The 21,529-nt window shown below is 67.7% G+C and carries 13 protein-coding genes; 3 read left to right on the top strand and 10 right to left on the bottom strand.

Annotated features, from left to right (window positions below; translation table 11 throughout):
* Positions 1-136: 136 nt before the first annotated feature.
* Genes AWC25_RS14020 through AWC25_RS14010 form a run of 3 tightly spaced genes read left to right on the top strand, consistent with a single transcriptional unit; the run spans position 137 to position 3,421 of the window.
* Complete coding sequence (locus AWC25_RS14020; RefSeq protein ID WP_069402446.1) at positions 137-643, top strand: hypothetical protein; 507 nt, start codon at positions 137-139, stop codon at positions 641-643.
* Between the two features lie 48 nt (positions 644-691).
* Positions 692-2,494, top strand: a complete 1,803-nt coding sequence (locus tag AWC25_RS14015) for an acyl-CoA dehydrogenase family protein (RefSeq protein ID WP_085166959.1) — start codon at positions 692-694, stop codon at positions 2,492-2,494.
* Positions 2,495-2,554: 60 nt separating this feature from the next.
* On the top strand, positions 2,555-3,421 hold the full coding sequence (locus AWC25_RS14010) for a cyclopropane mycolic acid synthase family methyltransferase (protein WP_069402448.1): 867 nt from the start codon (positions 2,555-2,557) through the stop codon (positions 3,419-3,421).
* 21 nt (positions 3,422-3,442) lie between these two features.
* Here AWC25_RS14010 and AWC25_RS14005 read toward each other — a convergent pair whose 3' ends face one another.
* The 10 genes from AWC25_RS14005 to AWC25_RS13960 all read right to left on the bottom strand — a co-directional run bounded on the left by AWC25_RS14005 (position 3,443) and on the right by AWC25_RS13960 (position 21,511).
* The gene (locus AWC25_RS14005; protein ID WP_069402449.1) at positions 3,443-5,023 is read right to left on the bottom strand and encodes an acyl-CoA carboxylase subunit beta; all 1,581 of its coding nucleotides are present in this window, start codon (positions 5,021-5,023) and stop codon (positions 3,443-3,445) included.
* Entirely contained in the window at positions 5,023-10,356 is a 5,334-nt protein-coding gene (gene pks13 / locus AWC25_RS14000) for a polyketide synthase Pks13 (RefSeq protein WP_244899520.1), read from the bottom strand. The genes AWC25_RS14005 and pks13 overlap by 1 nt, the downstream gene beginning before the upstream one ends.
* Before the next feature lie 116 nt (positions 10,357-10,472).
* Positions 10,473-12,371, bottom strand: coding sequence for a long-chain-fatty-acid--AMP ligase FadD32 (gene fadD32 / locus AWC25_RS13995; protein WP_069402450.1), 1,899 nt, complete (start codon positions 12,369-12,371; stop codon positions 10,473-10,475).
* Positions 12,372-12,645: 274 nt separating this feature from the next.
* On the bottom strand, positions 12,646-13,659 hold the full coding sequence (gene culp6, locus AWC25_RS13990; RefSeq protein WP_085166957.1) for a carboxylesterase Culp6: 1,014 nt from the start codon (positions 13,657-13,659) through the stop codon (positions 12,646-12,648).
* 131 nt (positions 13,660-13,790) lie between these two features.
* Complete coding sequence (locus AWC25_RS13985; RefSeq protein WP_276048679.1) at positions 13,791-14,702, bottom strand: esterase family protein; 912 nt, start codon at positions 14,700-14,702, stop codon at positions 13,791-13,793.
* 149 nt (positions 14,703-14,851) lie between these two features.
* Positions 14,852-15,892 carry a diacylglycerol acyltransferase/mycolyltransferase Ag85A gene (gene ag85A, locus AWC25_RS13980; protein ID WP_069402452.1) on the bottom strand — a complete coding sequence of 347 codons (1,041 nt, stop codon included), beginning with the start codon at positions 15,890-15,892 and terminating at the stop codon, positions 14,852-14,854.
* 323 nt (positions 15,893-16,215) lie between these two features.
* A complete protein-coding gene (gene aftB, locus AWC25_RS13975; protein ID WP_269749149.1) occupies positions 16,216-18,186 on the bottom strand; it encodes a terminal beta-(1->2)-arabinofuranosyltransferase in 1,971 nt (656 codons plus the stop codon).
* Positions 18,173-19,084, bottom strand: coding sequence for a decaprenyl-phosphate phosphoribosyltransferase (locus AWC25_RS13970; protein ID WP_069402470.1), 912 nt, complete (start codon positions 19,082-19,084; stop codon positions 18,173-18,175). The genes aftB and AWC25_RS13970 overlap by 14 nt, the downstream gene beginning before the upstream one ends.
* An 11-nt stretch (positions 19,085-19,095) precedes the next feature.
* Positions 19,096-19,632, bottom strand: a complete 537-nt coding sequence (locus tag AWC25_RS13965) for a phosphatase PAP2 family protein (protein WP_069402454.1) — start codon at positions 19,630-19,632, stop codon at positions 19,096-19,098.
* Entirely contained in the window at positions 19,625-21,511 is a 1,887-nt protein-coding gene (locus tag AWC25_RS13960) for a glycosyltransferase (RefSeq protein WP_069402455.1), read from the bottom strand. The genes AWC25_RS13965 and AWC25_RS13960 overlap by 8 nt, the downstream gene beginning before the upstream one ends.
* Positions 21,512-21,529 lie beyond the last annotated feature (18 nt).

Genomic DNA, 21,529 nt, shown 5'->3' with positions numbered 1-21,529 from the left:
GTAATTAGGCATCGGTAAAACAATGGCCATTTATTGACGCTTGAGTAAGCCTTGGTATTCGGTTTAATTCGCGCAATAAATGGTCATATCTACTCCGCTGTGATTTGAGTAACACGGCGGGGAGGTTGGGGGTCCGATGGCGACTTGGAAACGACTGGGCGCGGTCGGGGCGGCTTTCACCGCGGCGCTGTGCCCGGTTACAACGGGGGGGATCGCCACCGCCGCAGCGGAGAACGGAACGATCGTCGTCCTGGACGCCAAGCTGCGTCGCTGCGATTTCAGCCTGATCAGCACCGTGCCCATGGTGCCGCAGAACGCGCTGGGCACCGGATCGGTCATCGTCCGCAAGCTCGGCGGGCAGGCGGTCGCGGAAGTGCATCTGTCCGACTCCCCGCAACCGGGCACGCATTTCGACGTCGGCCTGATCCAGACGCCCCGGCCGGCCGCGGGCAACTGCGGTCCCGGTGCGCCCGGCACCGCCTTCACCGGCCTGGACACCGACGGCGCCGGCAACGGTACGGTGACCGTGTCGGACACCCTGCGGCCGCGCACGACCGGCGTCTGGGTGATCATCCAGCGCCCGAACCCCAACTCCCAGACCCCGGCCGAGTACTACACGTCGGAGTTCGTCGCACCGGTGTAAGCCGCGCCGCACCTTCACCCGGCGCCCCGGCTGTTATACCGTCGCGACATGAGCGACGACCCGCGCTATGACCTCGAGGCCGTGGACCGGCTGCCCTTCTCGACACCGGAGAAGTCGCGGCGCTATCAAACGGACCACTACCGCGGCGCCGTCGGGCTCAACTGGTATCGCACCGATCCCACCCTGCAATTCATCATGGCGTACTACCTGCAGCCCGACGAATTATCGGTCCTGGAACCACATTTAGAGAACGTCGGCGAGCTGATGGGTGGGCGGGTGGCGCGCTGGGCCGAGGAGACCGACCGCAACCCGCCGCGGCTGGAGCGCTATGACCGGTGGGGACACGACATCAGCCAGGTCGTCATGCCGGAGTCGTTCACCCGGGCCAAACGCGCGGTGCTGGACGCACAACAGGCGCTGCGCGCCGACGCGCGCGCGGCCAAAGTGAGCTCCGGGCTGGCCTTGTTCGCGTCCAACTATCTGCTCAATCAGGCAGACATCGGGATGGGCTGCGCGCTGGGCACCGGCGGCGGCATGGTCCAGTCGCTGGTGTCGGCGTATGCGCCGGCCGACGTGGCCGAGTACGTGCTGGGCAAGTTCGCCTCCGGTGAGTGGGCGGGCGAGACCGCGCAACTGTTGACCGAACGCACCGGCGGCTCCGACCTCGGCGCGCTGGAGACGACGGCTCGCCGCAGCGGCGACGCCTGGGTGTTGAACGGATTCAAATGGTTTGCCTCCAATTGCGCGGGCCAGGCCTTCGTCGTGCTGGCCAAACCCGAAGGCGCCCCGGATAATTCGCGAGGCGTCGCCAACTTCCTGGTGTTGCGCACCCGTCGCGACGGCTCCCGCAACGGGGTGCGTGTGCGGCGGTTGAAGGACAAGCTCGGCACCCGCTCGGTCGCCTCCGGCGAGGTCGAGTTCGTCGACGCCGAGGCGTTCCTGCTATCCGGGGAACCGAGCCGCGACGCGGGCCCCTCCGACGGCAAGGGGCTGGGCCGGATGATGGAGTTGACCAACGCCGCCCGCCTGGGCATCGCGTTGTTCGGCCTGGCGAACGCGCGCCGCGCCCTGGTCGAATCGCTGTGTTACGCGCGGCAACGGGAAGCGTTCGGCAGCGCGCTGATTGACAAGCCGCTGATGCGCCGCAAGCTCGCCGAGCTGATCGTCGACGTCGAAGCCGCCCAGGCCATGGTGTTCGACGGCACCGGCGCCGTCAATCATCGCCAGCCTAAAGGCCTGCGGCAGCGCATCGCCGTGCCCGTCACCAAGCTCAAGGTGTGTCGATTGGGCATCACCGCCGCCTCGGACGCGATCGAGATCCACGGCGGCAACGGTTACATCGAAACCTGGCCGGTGGCAAGGATTCTGCGCGACGCACAGGTCAACACGATCTGGGAGGGCCCCGACAACATCCTGTGCCTGGACGTGCGCCGCGGCATCGAACAGACCCGAGCGCACGAGCCGCTGCTGGCGCGCATGCGCGACGCCGTGTCGGTGGCCGACGACGGCGGGGACGGTGGGGAGACCACCGCGCTGGTCGCCCGCCGCATCGAGGACCTCGACGCCGCGATCACCGCCTGGACGAAGCTCGACGGCGCGGTGGCCGAGGCGCGGCTGTTCCCGCTGGCCCAGTTCATGGGCGACGTGTACGCGGGCGCCCTGCTGATCGAGCAGGCCGCCTGGGAGCGACAAACCTGTGCCGGCGCACGCAAAGCGTTGGTGGCCGCCCTGTTTGCACGCCGCTACCTCGCCGATCCCGGACCGTTGCGCGGCATCGACGCCGACACCGACGAGGCGCTGCAGCGCTTCGACGAGCTGGCGAACGGGGCGCTGCGACTACAACACCGATAGTCACGGACGCCGGCGCCCTGCGGGGCGCGCCGCAATCGTGTTCGTCTTAAGGTGATGCATATGGCTGAGGAGCTGACGCCGCATTTCGAAGACGTGCAGGCGCACTACGACCTCTCGGACGACTTCTTCCGCTTGTTTCTCGACCGCACCCAGATGTACACCTGCGCGTACTGGCTCGGCGGTGAGGACATGACGCTGGAACAGGCGCAGATCGCCAAGATCGACCTGTCGCTCGGCAAGCTCGACTTGCGGCCCGGCATGACACTGCTGGACCTGGGCTGCGGCTGGGGAGCCGCCATGAAGCGGGCCATCGAACGCTACGACGTCAACGTCATCGGCTTGACGCTGTCGAAGAACCAAGCCACCCACGCCCAGAAGATGCTCGACGAACTGGACAGCCCGCGCTCCAAGCGGGTGCTGCTCGAGGGCTGGGAGCGGTTTCACGAGCCGGTCGACCGCATCGTGGCAATCGGGCCGCTCGAGCATGTCGGCTACGACCGCTACACCGCGTTCTTCGAGCGGGCGTACGAACTGTTGCCCGCCGGCGGCACGTTCTTACTGCACACCATCACCGTCCTGTCGGAAAAGGAAATCATCGCGTCCGGCTTGCCGCTGACACCGGCGATCGTCGAGTTCAGCGACTTCATGAAGACCGAGATCTTCCCCGGCGGGTACCTGCCGACCATCGACATGGTCAAGGAGTTCTCACAGAAGGCCGGCTTCAAGCTGAAGCGACGCCAATCGCTGCAGCGGCATTACGCCAAGACGCTGGACGTCTGGGCCGCTAACCTGTCAGCACAAAAGGACGCGGCCATCGCGATCCAGTCCGAAGAGGTCTACGAGATGTACATGAAGTACCTCACCGGCTGCGCGAACCTGTTCCGCAAGGGCTACACCGATCTCAACCAGTTCACCCTGCGCAAGTAGCGGCCGCGGCTGGGTTTTCGGCTAGAGCGGCAGCAGGCTGTGCTTGCGGCCGACGCGGAACCAAATCTGCTTGTCGCGCAACAGATGTAGCGACTTGCGTATCAGCAGCCGGGTCTGGTGCGGATCGATGACGGCATCGATGAAGCCGCGTTCGGCGGCCGTCCACGGGATCGCCATGTTGAGGTTGTAGCCCTCGATGAAGTCCTTCTTGATCTGCTGCGCCTCGGGCGTCGTCGGATCGGGGAACCGCTTCATCAGCAGCTGGGCCGCCCCCTCGGCGCCGATCACCGCGATGCGCGCGGTGGGCCAGGCGAAGTTGAAGTCGGCGGTCAGCTGGCGCGATCCCATCACGGCGTAGGCACCGCCATAGGACTTGCGGACGGTGATCGTCACCTTCGGCACGTCGGCCTCCACGACGGCGGACAGGAACCGGCCGCCACGCTTGATGATGCCGTTGCGCTCCTGCTCGGCCCCCGGCAGGAACCCGGGCGTGTCGACGACGAAGATCAGCGGAAGCTCGAAGATGTCGCAGAACCGGATGAACCGGGTGGCCTTGTCGGATGCCTCGTTGTCGATCGAGCCCGCCAGGTGCATGGGCTGGTTGGCGATCACGCCGACCGGATGACCGTCGACCCGGGCGAAACCGGTGATGATGGCCGGCCCCTGCTGCGCGGCGACGTCGAGGAAGTCGCCGTCGTCGAAGATCCGCAGCAGGATCTCGTGCATGTCGTAGGCGGCGTTGTCGTTGTCCGGGATGATTGTGTCGAGTTCCAGATCGGTCGGCGTGACCTCCGGCTCCAGCCCGGGGTTGACGATCGGCGGTTGGTCGAACACGTTGGACGGCAGGAACGACAGAAAGTCACGGACGTACTGGAACGCCTCGGCCTCGGTGTCGACGACGTGATGGATGTTGCCGTGCCGGGCCTGGATGTCGGCGCCGCCCAGCTCGTCGAGCGTGATCTCCTCGCCGGTGACTTCTTTGATCACGTCGGGCCCGGTGACGAAGAAGTAGCCCTGGTCGCGCACCGCGACCAGGAGATCGTCCTGGATCGGCGAATACACCGCTCCCCCAGCGCATTTCCCGAAGATCAGGGAAATCTGCGGCACCACCCCGGACAGCGCTTCGTGGCGGCGGCCCAGCTCGGCGTACCAGGCCAACGACGTGACCGCGTCCTGAATGCGAGCGCCGCCGGAGTCCTGGATGCCGATGATCGGGCAGCCGACCATGGCGCACCACTCCATCAGCCGGGCCACCTTGCGCCCGAACATCTCCCCGACGGTGCCCTGGAACACGGTCTGGTCGTGGGAGAACACCCCGACCGGCCGGCCGTCGATCATGGCGTGGCCGGTGACGCACCCGTCCCCGTAGAGCGCGTTGGGGTCGTTCGGCGTCTTGGCCAGCGCGCCGACCTCCAAGAAGGTGCCCGGGTCGACCAGCGCGTGGATGCGGGCGCGGGCACTCGGGATGCCCTTGGCGTCGCGCTTGGCGGCGGCTTTCTCGCCGCCGGGCTCCTTGGCCAGCTCGAGTCGAGCGTTGAGCTCGGCCAGCTTTTCGGCCGTGGTGTGGACGACAGGAGCCGGTCCAGGCGCTACATCCGTCACTACTTGCCTACCTCACTTGTGCGGCGGTGCACGATCTCGTTCAACGCCTGGGTCATGTGCGCGCCGACCTTGGCGATGATCGGCTCGTCGATGGCCTGGATGTGTTCCCCACCGATCGGGACGACCTCGAGGTCGGACACGTACTCACCCCAACCGCCGTCCGGTTTGCGCACGGCGTAGCGCGGCTCGAACATGATCGCGTCGTCATGGTAGCGATCGGCCATGTAGAGCGTGACGTGCCCGTCGTATGGCTGAATCTCGGCGGTGTCTATCGCCCGGTTGTCCAAATACGACGTGCGTTGGTGCTCGATGATGCCGGCCGGGATCTGCACCCCGCTCTGTTTGACGGCCTCCAGCACGAACCGGATCTGGCCCTCGTCGTCGAGCTCCTCGAGTTGCTCGTAGGGGATCGCCGGGATGGTGACCTGGAAGGTCTTCTCGGCGAACCGGGCGTAGCGGTCCCAGCGTTTGCGGACCTCCTCCTTGGTCTGCGGCACCTCCTCGCCGGCGCGGACCGCGTCGATCAGGCCGACCCACGCAACGTCCTTGCCGAGCCGCTTGAGGCCGATCGCGCACGCGTAGGCCAGCACCCCGCCCAGCGACCAGCCGGCCAGGATGTAGGGCCCGTCGCCCTGCATCTCGATCAGCTTCGGAACGTATTGCGCCGCACGCTCTTCGATGGTGCCCTCGACCCGTTCAAAGCCGTACATCGGCGTGTCCGCCGGCAGCCGATTGAGCAGCGGCTCGTACACCACCGTCGAGCCGCCGGCCGGATGGAACACGAACACCGGCACCTTGGTGGGATCGTCCTCAGGGCGGGCCCGCAGCGTGCGCACGAACCCGTCGACCGTCCCGGCCTCCAGGTATTGGCGCACCTTCTCGGCCAGCGCCTGGATGTTCTCCGAGGTGAGCACGTCCTCGGCCGTGATCGGCCCCTCCGCGCGTTCGGAAAGCCGTTGCGCCATCTTGGCGGCGGTGTCCTCGTCCAGCTTGGGCAGCAGGTTGAAGATGCCGCCCGGCGACTTGCCCGTCACGATCGCCCAGGTGGCGAAGGTGACCCGTTCGGCGGCGTCGCGCGGCGGTACGTCGGAGTTGAGCGCCTGCGCGACGGTCTCCTGGCTGAGTGCCGCGGACGCCTTGCCCAAATCCGGGGTCAGGTTCGACTGCGCACCATTGACTGAACCGTTAACCGAACCGCTGCCCGCCGGACCGGACGGATCCGTCGGCGGCGGTGGAATCGGCGTATCCGAGGCCGGGGCCGATGGCTGGGTCTGCGGCTCGGCCTGCGGGTCCGGTGCAGGCACCACCGACGACGGCGTTGCGCCACTGAGCATTTCGGCCTGCGCGCGGGCGATCTCCTCGGCCGTCTGCGTCTTCTGATACTCGTGCAGCTGCTCCACCTCGTCGCGGTGCTCGATCGCGTACTCGATCAGCTTCTCGACGTTGTAGAGGTTGGCGTCTCGCACCGCCGCCAATTGGATTGGCGGCAAGTCGAAGTCGTACTCCACCCGGTTCTTGATCCGCACCGCCATCAGCGAGTCCAGGCCCAGCTCGATCAGCGGAACCTCCCAGGGCAGGTCCTCGGGCTCGTATCCCATGGCGGCCGACACGATCGCGCCGAGCCGCTCGGCAATGGTCTCCCCGGACTCCGGCGACCATTTGGTGAAGCCGCTCGGCATGTACCGGTTGGTCAGGCTGTCCGACAGGATTTCGGCGTCCTCGGCCTGGTCCTCGGCCGGCGCGGCGGCTGGCGTTTCTGCCAATCCCGTTGCGGGCGTTGGCGCGATCGCCGAGCCGGCGCCCACCGCCGTGGGCAGTGCGCCGACGGTTTGACCCGCCCGGGCCACCAGCGCGTCGTACACCAACGTGAACGACTCGTCGATGCGCGCATGCACCTGAATGGCGGCGCCGCCCGGATGCCGGGTCAGCGTCGTCACCAACCGGGCACCCTCGCCGGGTACCGCGCGCTGCTCGGCGGCGGTCAACTGGGCGTCCGGAATCACCTGCTCCGCAGCGGCTCGCACCAGCGCCGCCAGGTCGACCTCGGCACCACGCGGCGCGAACTCCCAGACGTGCCGGCCGTCCGGCAACGCGACGTGGGCGCCCGGCATGACAACCGAACCGTCGCCGGTGAAGTGGGCGTCGAGCCAGTGTTCCTTGCGCTTGAAGCGGGTCGGCGGGATGTTCGCAAAGTCTTCTGGGCCTGCCGGCCCAGAAGCGCGGCTGAACAACGTCCAGATGTCCAGGTCGTGACCGTAGACATAGAGCTGGGCCATCGCCGAGATCATCGACTCGACCTCGTCCTGCTTGCGCGCCAGCGTCGGGATCAGTTGCGCGTCATGCAATCCCGCCGCGGCGGTGGTCAGCCCCACCTGCATCAGCGCTACCGGGTTGGGCGCCAGCTCCACGAAGGTGGTGTGCCCGCTGTCCACGGCGTTGCGGATCCCGTGGGTGAAGTACACGCTGTGGCGCAAGCCCTTCTTCCAGTACTCCACGTTGTGGATCGGCTCGCTGCCCGGCTTGATGTAGGTGCCCTCGTGCACCGTCGAGAAGATGCCGGCGGTGGGGCTCATCGGTTTGATCCCCTGCAGTTCGGCGCTCAGCTCGCCCAGCAGCGGGTCCATCTGCGAGGTGTGGCTGGCGCCCTTGGTCTGGAACTTGCGGGCAAATTTGCCCTCCGACTCGGCGCGGGCGATGATTGCGTCCACCTGCTCGGGCGGGCCGCCGATGACGGTCTGGGTGGGCGCCGCGTAAACGCACACCTCGAGATCGGGGAAGTCGGAGAACACCGTCTTGATCTCGTCGGCGGAATACTCCACCAACGCCATCAGCCGGATGTATTCGCCGAACAGCATCGCCTCGCCCTCACCCATCAGGTGCGAACGCGAGCAGATCGCCCGGGTGGCGTCGCGCAGCGACAGGCCGCCGGCGAAGTAGGCCGACGCGGCCTCGCCGAGCGACTGACCCACCACCGCAGCGGGTTTGGCGCCGTGATGCTTGAGCAGCTCACCCAGCGCGATCTGGATCGCGAAGATGGTGACCTGCGTGGTCTCGATGCCGTAGTCCTGGGAGTCGTCGAGGATCAGCTCGAGCACCGAGTAGCCCAGCTCGTCCTGGACCAGGGCGTCGACCTTCTCGATCCACTTGGCGAAAACCTCGTTGCGCAGATACAGGTTCTTGCCCATCTTGCGGTGCTGCGCACCGAATCCGGCGAGCACCCACACCGGGCCGTTGGCCACCGGCCCGTCGACGCTGAACACTCCGGGCCGCTGCTTGCCCTCGGCCACCGCGCGCAGACCCTTGATGGCCTCCGCGTGGTCGTGGGCCAACACCACCGAGCGGGACCGGCCGTGGTTGCGCCGCGACAGCGACCGCCCGATCGCCTCCAGCGACGACGCCTGGCCCTCCGGGGTTTCCATCCAATCCGCCAGCTCGGCGGCGGCGGCCTTCTTGCGCGAGGTCAAGAACGCCGACACGGCGAGCGGGATCAGTGGCTTGGTCGGCTCCGCTTCCTGCTGTGCCGCAAGCTCTTCCAAGGCGGCCGCCTTGAGGCTCAGCGCCTCTTCGGTGAGACCGGGCAGCTCGGGTTCGAAATCGTCGACGGCGAAATCGTCGGTGATGATGTTGCCGAAATCGTCGAACCGCAGCGAGTGGGTCTCGGACGCGGGCGCTTGGGTCTGCTCGGCTTGCGCGGACGGCTGGGCCTCCGGCGCCGGCTTGGGCTCGCGCTCGACGACGTCGCTGGGCAACACCTCGCGCACCACCAGGTGCGCGTTGGCGCCACCGAAGCCGAAGCTCGACACGCCGGCCAGGGCGTAGCCGCCGTAACGAGGCCAATCGGTGGCGGTGTCAACGACTTTCAGGTGCATGCCGTCAAAATCGATGTAGGGGCTGGGCCCGGAGAAGTTGAGCGACGGCGGCAGCTTGTCGTGCTGCAGGGACAGCACCACCTTGGCCAGGCTGGCCGCGCCGGCGGCCGACTCCAGGTGGCCCACATTGGTTTTCACCGCTCCCAGCAGCACCGGCCGGTCGGCGGGCCGGCCGCGGCCCACGACGCGGCCCAGCGCCTCGGCCTCGATCGGGTCACCGAGAACGGTTCCGGTGCCGTGCGCCTCGACGTAGTCGACGTTGCGCGGATCGATCCCGGCGTCCTTATAGGCCCGGCGCAGCACCTCGGCCTGAGCGTCCTGGTTGGGGGCGATCAGACCGTTGGAGCGGCCGTCGTGGTTGACCGCGCTGCCGGCGATGACGGCCAGGATCTGGTCGCCGTCGCGGCGGGCGTCGGCGACCCGTTTGAGCACGAACATGCCGCCGCCCTCGGAGCGGGTATAGCCGTCGGCGTCCTTGGAGAACGACTTGATCCGGCCGTCCGGCGCGAGCACGGCACCGATCTCGTCGAAGCCCAACGTCGCCAGCGGGGTGAGGAGCGCGTTGACGCCGCCGGCCAGGGCCACGTCGCATTCGCCGTTGCGCAGCGCCTGCACCGCCTGGTGCGTCGCCACCAACGAGCTCGAGCACGCGGTGTCCAGCGCCACCGAGGGGCCACGGAAGTCGTAGAAGTAGGACACCCGGTTGGCGATGATCGAGTTCGCGGTGCCGGTGATGGCGTAGGGGTGCGCGACGGTCGGGTCGGCCACCGCCAGGAACTGATAGTCGTGGTTGGAGAATCCGACGTACACGCCGACGGCCTCACCACGCAGGCTCGACGCGGGGATGCGGGCGTGCTCGAGGGCCTCCCAGGTCAGCTCGAGCGCCAGCCGCTGCTGCGGGTCGATGTTGTCGGCCTCGGTCTTGGCGATCGCGAAGAACTCCGAGTCGAAGCCCTTGACGTCTTTCAGGTAGCCGCCGCGGGTGCGGGCCTTGGCGACCAGCTGGGCGATGCGCGGCTCCTCGAGGAATTCCGACCAGCGGCCCTCGGGCAGGTCGGTGATGGCGTCGCGGCCCTCCATCAGCGCCTGCCAGGTTTCGTCCGGGCTGTTCATGTCGCCGGGCAGCCGGGTGGACAGCCCGACGATCGCGATGTCGACGCGCTCGGCCGGGCCGGTGCGGGTCCAGTCGACGCCGTCGAGGTCGCCGGAATCCCAGTCGGGGCGTTCGGGTTCGCCCTCGATGATGCGGGTTGCCAGCGACTCGATGGTCGGGTGCTGGAACGCCACGGCAACCGATAGCGTCACGCCGGTCAGGTCTTCGATGTCGGCGGCCATGGCCACGGCGTCGCGCGACGAGAGGCCCAGCTCGACCATGGGAACGGACTCGTCGATCGCGTCGGGCGACTGGCCGACGGCCCGGCCCACCCAGTTACGCAGCCACGCCCGCATCTCGGCGACGGTCATGTCCGTCTTCTTGGCAGGCACCTGGCCGCCGGGGACGGCGTCTTCAGCGGTGTTGTCGGCGGTGTTATCGGCGGGGTCTGGCAGGTCAGATTCTGTGTCAGCCATGATTCCTGGATTCAGTCTGTTGCGTTGGCAAAGGCGGTCGGGGATCCCACGCCGCTGCGCAGGCTGCCGTCAAGGTAGGCGGCACGGCAGGCGCGGTGGCCGATCTTGCCGCTGGACGTCCGGGGAATCGACCCCGACTGAACCAGCAGTAAGTCACGAACGGTGACGCCATGGCGCACGGCGATGGCCGCGCGAATCTCGTCGGCAATGGGCTGGTACTCGAGCTTGTGGGTGCCCGCGGCGCGCTCGGCGACGATCACCAACTGCTCGGAGGTGTCGTCGGGGTCGAACGTGAGCCCGGTGTGCGGATTGTCGAACACCGCTTGCGGCAGCTGGTTGGCCGGCACCGAGAACGCGGCCACGTATCCGGTGCGCAGCGCCTTGCTGGCCTCCTGGGCGGTGTACTCGAGGTCCTGTGGGTAGTGGTTGCGGCCGTCGATGATGACCAGGTCCTTGATCCGGCCCGCGATATAGAGGTGGCCCTCGAAGTAGGTGCCGTAGTCGCCGGTGCGCACCCATAACCCGTCGTCGGCCGCGCCCTCGGCGTGCGACTCGGAGATACGCGACTTGAGGATGTTGCGGAAGGTGTGGTTGGTCTCTTGCTCCTTGCCCCAGTAGCCGGTGCCGAGGTTCTTGCCGTGCAGCCAGATCTCGCCGATCTGGCCGTCGGGCAACTCGGTGGCGGTGTCCGGGTCGACGATGACCGCCCACTCGTCGACGCCGACGACACCGGCGGACACCTGCGCGACCGCCTTCGGCGAATCCGCGGGCACCTGGACGAAGCGCTGGTTGTTCAGCTCGTCGCGGTCGACGTGGATGATGGTCGGCTCCTCGTCCATCGGCGTGGTGGAGACGAACAGCGTCGCCTCGGCCAGGCCGTAGGACGGCTTGATCGCCGTGTCGCGCAGACCGTACGGCGCGAAGGCGTCGTAGAACTTGCGCATCGACGCCGGCGACACCGGCTCGCTGCCGTTGAGGATCGCCTTGACGTTGCTCAGGTCCAGCGGCGGTTCGCCGTCCTTCGGGACGCCGCGGACGGCGGCGTGCTCGAACGCGAAGTTCGGAGCGACGGTGAAGACCTCGCAGTCCGGGGCGTCGTCGGGCTTGCGCGCCATCTCGCGGATCCAGCGGCCGGGGCGGCGTACGAACGCGGCCGGCGTCATGAAGGTGAAGTTGTGCCCGAGCACCGGTGACAGCAACGCGGTGATCAGGCCCATGTCGTGGAAGAACGGCAGCCAGGACAGGCCGCGGTCACCTTCCTTGCCCTCCAGGCCGACCAGCACCTGCAGCACGTTGGTGGGCAGGTTGAGGTGGGTGATCTGCACGCCGGTGGGGGTGCGGGTGGAACCGGAGGTGTATTGCAGGTAGGCGATGGTCTCCTCGGTCGCCTCGGGCTCGACCCAGGTGGCGGCGACCTCGTCGGGCACCGCGTCTACGGCGATGACGCGTGGCCGTTCCCTGGCCGCCCGGGCACGGATGAACTTGCGGACGCCCTCGGCGGCCTCGGTAGTGGTCAGGATGGTCGAGGGGTGGCAGTCGTCGAGCACGGCGTGCAGGCGACCGACGTGGCCGGGCTCGCTGGGGTCGAACAGCGGCACCGCGATGCGGCCGGCGTAGAGCGCGCCGAAGAAGGCGATCAGGTAGTGCAGGTTCTGCGGGCACAGGATGGCGATTCGGTCGCCGGGCTGGGTAACCTGCTGCAGGCGGGCCCCGACGGCGCGGTTGCGGGCGCTGAAATCGCGCCAGACGATGTCGCGGTACACCCCGTCGCGCTCGGTGGAAAAGTCCACGAACCGGTACGCCAGCCGGTCGCCGCGGACCTTCGCCCACTTCTCCACATGCCGAACCAGGTTCGTATTGTCCGGGAACTTGATTCGTCCGTTCACAATGAACGGGTTGTGGTACGCCATGCCGCTCTCTCCTTCACGCTCGCCGGTCAGCAGCTCCGGCGGTTCTGGTGTCGGCTTCGCCGACCGTCTGTCTGCGCGGGCCAGCTCCGCAGCCTCGTCCGGGGCGCACTGTGCGCCGGTCCGTGCGAGCTACGACCCGTCGTAGGAAATCCACCAAACTCTAATAGCTCTTAGTTTTCTCTTAATGTTAGGTGGCGGCGCGCGGCAGACCAAATCTCAAGGTACCGCCGATTGCCGCCGGTACCGGCCACCTGACCGCTGTGTCCCCGACCAGTCATCCGTGCTTGGGGTGTGGCGCGTTTTCGATGAGGTTACGCGCCCAATTCAGCGTCCAATCCGTCGCCGCGGCGCCGTCCAGATTCCAGAACTGCGTCGTGGCGTACATGGCGTGGATCGGCTGTCCCGCACCGCCGGCCAGGGTGTTGAGTGTATTCGGCAGCTTCGCGATGCTGAACGCCTCGTTCGGGGCGGCGCAGATCAGATCGCCCGGCGCGCAAATCTCGTTGGTTTTGCTGTTCAGGTCGCCGAAACCGCCCGGCCGCGCCCCGGTCATGGTCAGCCCCAGTCCGGACAGCACCGGGACCTCGTGTAGCGTGACCTCGGCACCCTCGCCGGGCGGGTTGGGCCCGATGTCGTTGCCGACGCCCTGCTGGCGCCTGCCGTCGGCGATCAGCGTCACGCCGAGCACCAGGTCGTCGTCGACCGGGCCGCGGCCGTTACCGATGTCGCTGGCGATATCGCCGGCGATCACCGCGCCCTGGGAAAACCCCATCAACACGTAGCTGGTCAGCGGGCACTTGTTGGTCATGTCGGTCAGGGCCTGGACCGCCGCGCGGGTGCCCTCGGCCCGGCTCTCGTTGTAGGACATCTGGGTGTCACCGCTCAACGGATTACGGAATTGCGCCGTATACGGGACGGTGTAGGTCAGCACCCGCGACGATGGGAACTGCTGGGCGATCGCCCCGGTGACCTTGTGCAGCAACGCGTTCGGGAACTGCACCGGGTTCAGCGGGTCGTCCTGCGGGGACGACTCCCAGGTGCCGGGAATGACCATCATTTCGACGTCCGGGCACGACGCATCCTGCGACGCGGGCCGCGGCTTGTGCGGGTGAGTGCTGGTGGACGACGGCGGCAGCACGCCCGGCGGGACCGCGCTCGGTGGGGTTTCGGAGCTGCGCAGCATGGTCACCACCGCAACGATGACCAACAGGACGACTCCGGCCATGCTGAGCGCGGCGGCCCAGGCGAGGATGCGGCGGCGCTTATTGCGCCGGGAGTTCGTGGCCATGTTCTCCTGCTAGCAGAGTCGGTGGTCGCAGCTCGAATACGGTCAAGCGGCCGGCGGGCCCTCTGCTGCTTCCAATACACGGTACCGGCTCGGCGCGGAGCGCCGTCCGTGCTGGCAAACCGGTCTCGGGGTTAGCGGATGGCACCCACGATGTCGCCGGACATGGCACCCAGCTGGCCCGACCACGAGCCCCAGCCGTTGTCGCCGCCGGCCGGGAAGTCGAAGTGCCCATTGTGGCCGCCGACGCTGCGGTACTGCTGGTAGAACTCTCGCGAACTGCCCATCGCGGCCCCCGCCTGCCCGATCATGGCGGCATCGTCACCGGCCTGGGTTGTCGGGCTGTAGATCCACACCCGGGTGTTGTTCTGCGCCAGCAGTGCGGCATGCACGTAGGGGTCGTGCCATTTCCAGCGGCCCAGCTGCGGTGCTCCCCACATGCCATTGCCGTCGATACCGCCGAACTGCTGCAGGCCGGCCAGGATCGCGCCGTTGTAGTTGGTGCTCGAGGGGTAGACGAACCCGGACAGCGAGCCGGCGAAACCGAAGCGGTCGGGGTGGAACGCCGCCAGCGCCAGCGCGCCGTACCCGCCCTGCGAGGCGCCGACTGCGCCGTGACCACCGGGGGCCAGGCCCTTGTTGGCGGCCAGCCAGTCGGGTAGCTCGCTGGACAGGAAGGTATCCCACTGCTTGCTGCCGTCCTGCTCCCAGTTGGTGTACATGCTCCACGCGCCGCCCGCGGGGGCCACCACCGAGATGCCCTTACCGGCCAGCGTGTTCATCGCGTTGCCGGCGGTCACCCAGTTGCTGACATCGGGCGCCGCGTTGAAAGCGTCCAGCAGGTACACCGCGTGCGGTCCGCCGCCCAAGAACGCCACCGGGATATCGCGACCCATGGCCGCCGATGGCACCATCAGGCTTTCGTAGCCTGCCGCCCTGGCTTTGCCGACGAGTCCGGCCGGCTGTAGCGCCAAGGCCAGCCCGGCCGCCAGCACCGCCACGCAGAGCACCCGGAGAACCGCTGGCACACCCCGCACGACCGTCATGTCCACCCTCCATCGTGTAGTCGCTGTGTTTGCACAGTAACCAGCGCCGAAGTACGGCCGACCCGCAGGGTAGTGAAACACGTCACACCCCCGCAAACGACGAAGCGGCGGGAACCCGCAAGGGTTCCCGCCGCTCGGTCGTGCTGTGTTTAGGTGCCCTGGGTGGTGGAACCAGCGGCGGCCGCGGTGGCCGGCCCCGCACCCGGCGTCGCGCCTAGCGCCGACTGCAGGTCGGGCAGCATGGCGTGCAGCTGCGCGCCCCAGTACGGCCAGTCGTGCGTGCCGTTGGCGTCGAAGTTCCACACCGCGTTGTGGCCACCGGCCTGGTTGTAGGCGTCCTGGAACTTCAGGTTGCTGGTCCGCACGAAGCCCTCGAGGAACTTGGCGGGCAGGTTGTCGCCACCGAGGTCCGACGGCTTGCCGTTGCCGCAGTACACCCAGATCCGGGTGTTGTTCGCGACCAGCTTGCCGACCTGCAGCGACGGGTCGTTGCGCTGCCATGCCGGGTCGCTCGACGGACCCCACATGTCGGCGGCCTTGTAGCCACCGGCGTCACCCATGGCCAGGCCGATCAGTGACGGCCCCATCCCCTGCGACGGGTCCAGCAGCGCCGACAGCGAGCCGGCGTACGGGAACTGCTCGGGGTGGTAGGCGGCCAGGATCAGCGCCGACGAGCCCGCCATCGACAGACCGACGGCCGCGCTGCCGGTCGGCTTGACCTGCTTCTGCGCCGACAGGTACTGCGGCAGCTCGCTGGTCAGGAAGGTCTCCCACTTGTAGGTGGTGCAGCCGGCCTTGCCGCAGGCGGGCTTGTACCAGTCGGAGTAGAAGCTCGACTGGCCCCCGACGGGCATGACCACCGAGATGCCCGACTGGTTGTACCACTCGAACGCCGGGGTGTTGATGTCCCAGCCGTTGAAGTCGTCCTGCGCGCGCATGCCGTCGAGCAGGTACAGCGCCGGCGAGTTGGCGCCACCGCTTTGGAATTGGACCTTGATGTCACGGCCCATGGCCGCCGACGGAACCTGCAGGTACTCCACCGGCAGACCGGGGCGAGAGAACGCCCCGGCTGTTGCCGAGCCCCCCACGACGCCGATCAGACCCGACAGCAGAGCCGCACCTGCGGCACCCACCACGAGTCGGCGTGGCATCCGTGCCACGGCGGCGCGAAACCTGTCAACAAGCGTCATCCTTGCTTCCTCATCTTTTCGGCGCGTCCTTCAGCAGGGCGCGTCGTCGATTGGTTCGGACTGCATGCGCAAAGGGCGCGGCAGTACTGAAGTAGTGAACCACACCAACCGGCGGGGCTCGCATCGAGGAGACTCCGCAAACCGGCTCCCGGCGCTGTTTTCGTCGGCTTTTACCGACGGACGCCGCACAAGAAACGGACGTTTGCCCATGTGCCGGGCGGTGTTCGCACGCTGGTCGTCCCGCAGATGTGAATTTGCTGTCAGTGTGTGGCATCAGCAGAATCGAGATTGGTTCGTGATCTGTGAGATTTATCCCCGCAATATCACTCCCGGGGCGGCGGGGGAATCTCCGGTGGCACCGGAAGACCGCACCGAGCGAGTTCGTAGCGGGGTACCCGGTCGATCCGATAGGCGGTGAATTCGAAGGAGTGCAAGAAGTTTGAGACGAACCGATGCACCGTCATCGGCGCGCGCACCGAGGCCAGCACGGCCTTGGTCTCCGGGCACTGCAGGGCAGCCACCGCCTGAGCGACCCAATTGACGTCCAGATAGCCCGGAACACCCGGGTACAGCTTCACCCAGGGCCCGTCGGCGATCACCCAGTCGGGGAAGAGGTTCTTGTCGTGCCCGATCCGCCCGTGCGTCAGGCGCTGAGTGTGCTGGGCAAGCGGGTTGGCCAACCCGATCTGATCGATCACCCGCACGTCGAGCCCGACGTTCATGCCCAGCATCCCCAAATTCGTGAAAAACACTGCGTGCTGGGGCTTTTGCGGAGGCTGGCCGGGTGGCGCTTGCAGCATGGGCACCAGGTCCCACTGCGTGTAATTGCCGGACGGCAGCAGCAGCGCTCCCTCCGGCGTGTTATCCAGCGCGGTCAGCACGGCGGCCATGCGCGGGTAATCCAGGTAGTCCTCCGCGGTCAGCGGGTGGGCGTGCCCGGTCGCCTGGGCGTAGAACCGCCGCTCGTCGACGATGCCGGTGTAGGTGACGTGGGTGGCGTCGTAGCCCATCCCCGGTGAGTTTGCTGCCCACAGCGACCAGCCCGCCAGACCTACCCACAGCAGGCCGGCGGCGCCGGCCAGCCAGTACCCCGTCTCGCGGGAGTAATCCTGTCCGTCGGGAATCAGTACCGGCACCACGGCGACGGGTGCCAGCAAACAAAACAGGGGCGCCAACAGCACTCGCGCATGCATGAAATCGCCGCCCTGCCGGGTCCAGTACAACGCCTGCAGCAGCCCACTGACCAGGACGAAGCCGACCACCGCCGGCGGGCTCTGCACGCGGCGGGCCAGCCGGCCGTAATTGGGCGCCAGCATCGGGCGCAGAAACGACGGCCGGCGTCGCGCGGCCATCACCATCACCCCCAGCGGCACCAGCAGCAGCACCGGCAGCCACACCGCGTAGGGGTGGACGAAATTGGACAGATAAATCATGCCCTGCGACCACTTGTCACCTGCGGCGTCCTTGGCCAGCGCGGTGCCGGGCACCAGCAGCCCGTAGTAGCCCATCCGGAAAATCTGGTACGCCACCGGCAGCAGCCCGCCGGCCACCACGATCAGCACCCGGCGTCGCCACCTTCGGGCCGCTGTCAGCATCATGATCAGCGCCAGTCCGCCCATCAGCGCCAGCTCGGGACGGACCAGCACACTGAATCCCGCGACGAAGGCCAGCGTCCCGAGGAACAGCTCGCTGTCGGGACGGTTGCGCACCGGCTGGGACCAGCAGACCAGCATCCACCACAGCAACCCCAAATACGCCAGCGTCAGGCCGTTTTCCAGGCCGGAGGTGGCGAAGTCACGCGCCGGCGGCAGCGCGATGTAGACCAGCGCCCCGGCGGGCAGCATGATCGCGCGGCGGCCCCGCAGGCTGGGGGCGTAGAGCCGGCCCGTGCCCAGCATCAGCAGCACGATTCCGGTCACCGACAGCACCAGCGCCAACGTCAGCGCGACGTACTCCAGCCGCAGCGGTCCGCCGACCCAGCCGCCGGCGTACATCAGGTAGGTCCAGGCGGTCGAGGTGTTCGCCTCCACCCGCTCGCCCTGGTTGAACACCGGGCCATTGCCGGCCAGCAGGTTGCGCACCGTGCGCAGCACGATCAGTCCGTCGTCGGCAATCCAGCGCCGCTGCCAGGCACCCCACCCGAACAGCACCGCGACCACCGCCACGCTAATCCACAGGCTGGCCCGCACCACGGTGTCGTACGGGAACGGCGACCGACCACGCCGCCTGCCCCCGGCCCGGCGGCGCATCACCTCACGCTTGATGGCCTCCAGGCCGGGACTAGCCGAAGGCAACCGCGGCACCAACCGTTGCGATCCACGCCAGGAACAGCAGCTGTAACACCCGGTCACGCAGTGCGATGTCTTCGGGCTCGCCGGCCAGTCCGCCGTCGACGTCGACGGCATAGCGCAGGATCGCGATCGTGAAGGGGACCATCGACACCGCGAACCAGGAACCCGAGTAGCGGTCCCGCTCGAAAGCCCACAGGCCGTAGCACATCACCACCGCGGTCGCCGACAACGTCCAGACGAACCGCAGATACGTGCTGGTGTAGCTCTCCAGCGACTTGCGGATGGCCGCGCCGGTGCGCTCGGCCAGCTGCAACTCGGCATAGCGTTTGCCGGCCACCATGAACAGCGACGCGAACGCCGCGGTCAGCAGGAACCACCGGGAAAGCGGAATGTCGGTGGCCGCGCCTCCGGCGATGGCCCGCAGCAAATACGCCGACGACACGATGCAAATGTCCATCACCGCTTGGTGTTTCAGCCCGAAGCAGTAGCCCAGTTGCATCGCGATGTAGACGGCCATCACCACAGCGAGGTTGGGGGTGAGCCACCAGGAGATGGCCAGCGAGGCGATGCCCAGCACCGCCGCCAGCAGGTAGGCGAGCCACTCGGGCACCACACCGGCCGCGATCGGCCGGAACCGCTTGGTCGGATGCTCGCGGTCGGCCTCCACGTCGCGGACGTCGTTGATCAGGTAGATCGCCGAGGCCGCCAGGCTGAACACGACGAACGCCACGCCCACCTTTGTCGCTACCTCGGCGTAGTCGTAGCGGCCGCCGCGCCCGGCCGCGGCCACCGGGGCCGCCACCACCAACACGTTCTTGACCCACTGGCGCGGGCGCATCGCCTTGATCACTCCGGTGATCAGGTTCGCCGGTGGCCGTCCGGTCACCACGTCTTCGCTCATCTCCGACACACCTATCTCGACTTCCTATCGAGCCAGAGTGCAAGGCGTGCGACGGTGGCGCCGAGCGCCACGCCGAAAGCGACATCGCTGGGATAGTGCACGCCCAGCAGTATCCGCGACAGCGCCATGGGCGGCACCAGCACCGCCGCGCTCAGTCCCCGCGGCAGCCCGGCGGCCCGTCCCATCAGCACCGCCGCGGCCGTGGTCGAGGTGGCGTGCGCGGACGGGAAACTCAGCTGGCTGGGGGTGCCGACGTTGACCTGGACGGCGGGGTGATGCGGGCGCTTGCGGCGCACCACCCGCTTGATCAGCACCGCACTCGCGTGCGCGGTGAACGCGCCCGTCCCGGCGACCAGCCAGTCGCGGCGGCGCGCGGGTACCACGAGCGCACCGAACGCCGCGAGGACGAGCCAGCCGAGGCTGTGCTCGCCGAAGTGCGACATGGCGCGGGCGACGGCCAGCGCCCCGGGGCGGCCGGCCAGTGCCGATTGCACGGCGACCATCGCGGCCACCTCGCCGGTGGGCGCCTCGACCGCGGGTTCAGCCATGCTGTGTCGCGGGCAGCAACGCCGTCTCCCACTTCTGCTTGCTGGACAGCACCGGCAGCGCACCGCGGTAGACCCGGCGCATCTCATCGAACCGGCGCAACAGCTGACGCTGCCGGCGCAGCGACTGCAGCAGCAAGGTGAACATCTTGCGTCGATCGCGCTGCCGGTACACCACGCCGCATCCGTCGGCGGTGGTGACGGTGACGCCGTCGACGGTGCACAGCCGGAACCAGCGCGCGTCCTGGGTCGGCACGTTGTACTGCGGACGCCGGTGGCTTTCCGGGTCGGCGGCCTTGAGGTTGTGCAGGATTCCCCGGGCCAGCCGGTAGCCGATCGACACCGGGTTGACCGGCGGCTTCATCGCCTTGGTCTTGTCCCGCGGTGGCGGCAGCTCACTGGCCGCGGGCAGCACGACGGCGTCCGGGTATTCCTTGCGCAGCCGATGCACTTCCGGCAGCGCCGATTCCAAGATCGAGAAGATGTGCTCCGGTCCGGCCAGGAAGTCGTCGATGGCGCGATTCTGGATCGCCACAGTCGAATACTCAAGGCAGGCAAGGTGTTTCAGCGTTGCTTTGAGGTGGCTGCGGACCAGTCCGGTGATGTCGCCGTCCCAGTGCAACGCCGCGACCACCAGCCGGTTGCGCAGGTGGTAGTAGGCCTGCCAGTCGATCGCGTCGTCCTTGTCGCTCCAGGCCATGTGCCAGATCGCCGCACCGGGCAGGGTGACGGTTGGGTAGCCGTGTTCGCCGGCGCGCAGACCGTATTCGGCGTCGTCCCATTTGATGAACAAGGGCAGCGGCTGGCCGAGTTCCTCGGCGACCTGCCGCGGGATCATGCATGTCCACCAACCGTTGAAGTCGACGTCGATGCGCCGGTGCAGCAGCGCGCTGCGTTCGTTCTTGTCCCCCAACGGGAATTCGGCGAAGTTGTGGTCGTATTCGGCGTGCGGCGCGGCGGTCCACATGAAGTTCGACTGGTCCACCACCTCGCCCATGATGTGCAGGTGCGAGGGCTCCTGCAGATTGAGCATCTGGCCGCCGATCAGCATCGGCGTTTTGGCGAAGCGGCTCAGGGCCAGCACCCGCAGGATCGAGTCCGGCTCGATGCGGATGTCGTCGTCCATGAACAGAATCTGTTCGCAGTCAGTGTTTTTCAGCGCCTCGTACATCACCCGGCTGTAGCCGCCGGAGCCACCGAGGTTGGGCTGGTCGTGAATGGACAGCCGGGTGCCCAGGCCCGCGGCCGCGGCCGGGAAGTCGGGGTGGTCGCGCACCTTCCGGACCCCCTGATCCGGCACGATGACCGCACCGATTACCGCGTCCACCAAGGGATCTGCGGTGAGATCGGCCAGTGCGTTGACACAGTCCGCGGGGCGGTTGAAGGTGGGGATGCCGACGGCGACCTTGGCCGTGCCGGGGGCGGGCTCGGTCGCATACCACCCGCCGCTGCGCAGGGTGACCTCGGTGTCGGTGGTGATGTCGAACCAGATCCAGCCGCCGTCCTCGAAGGGCTTGAGCCCCACCTCGATCTCGACGACGGCGGGTTGTTCGTCGGTGCCGACGAACTGGCGGCCTTGCACGGAAATCCGCACCCCGGTGGCTTTCGTGCGGTACACGTCCACGCGCCCGGTTCCGGTCAGCTCGACCCGCAACACCACCGACGTGCAGATCGACCAGCGTCGCCAGTAACTGGCCGGGAAGGCGTTGAAGTAGGTGGCGAACGACACCTCGGATTCCTTGCCGATCTCCAGCGAGGTACGGCTGGTCGCGTGCGCGCGCCGCGCGTTGGTGGTCGACTCCTCCAGATAGAGCTTTCGGACGTCGAGCGGTTCACCCGGCCGGGGCAAGATGATACGAGACAGCAAGCTCACGGCAGTCATTGGGCGCCACTCCTCATC

The organism is Mycobacterium sherrisii, assembly GCF_002102355.1.
Lineage (GTDB): Bacteria > Actinomycetota > Actinomycetes > Mycobacteriales > Mycobacteriaceae > Mycobacterium > Mycobacterium sherrisii.
Note: the sequence above shows the minus strand (reverse complement) of the source record. Positions and strands in the feature narration are given on the sequence as shown.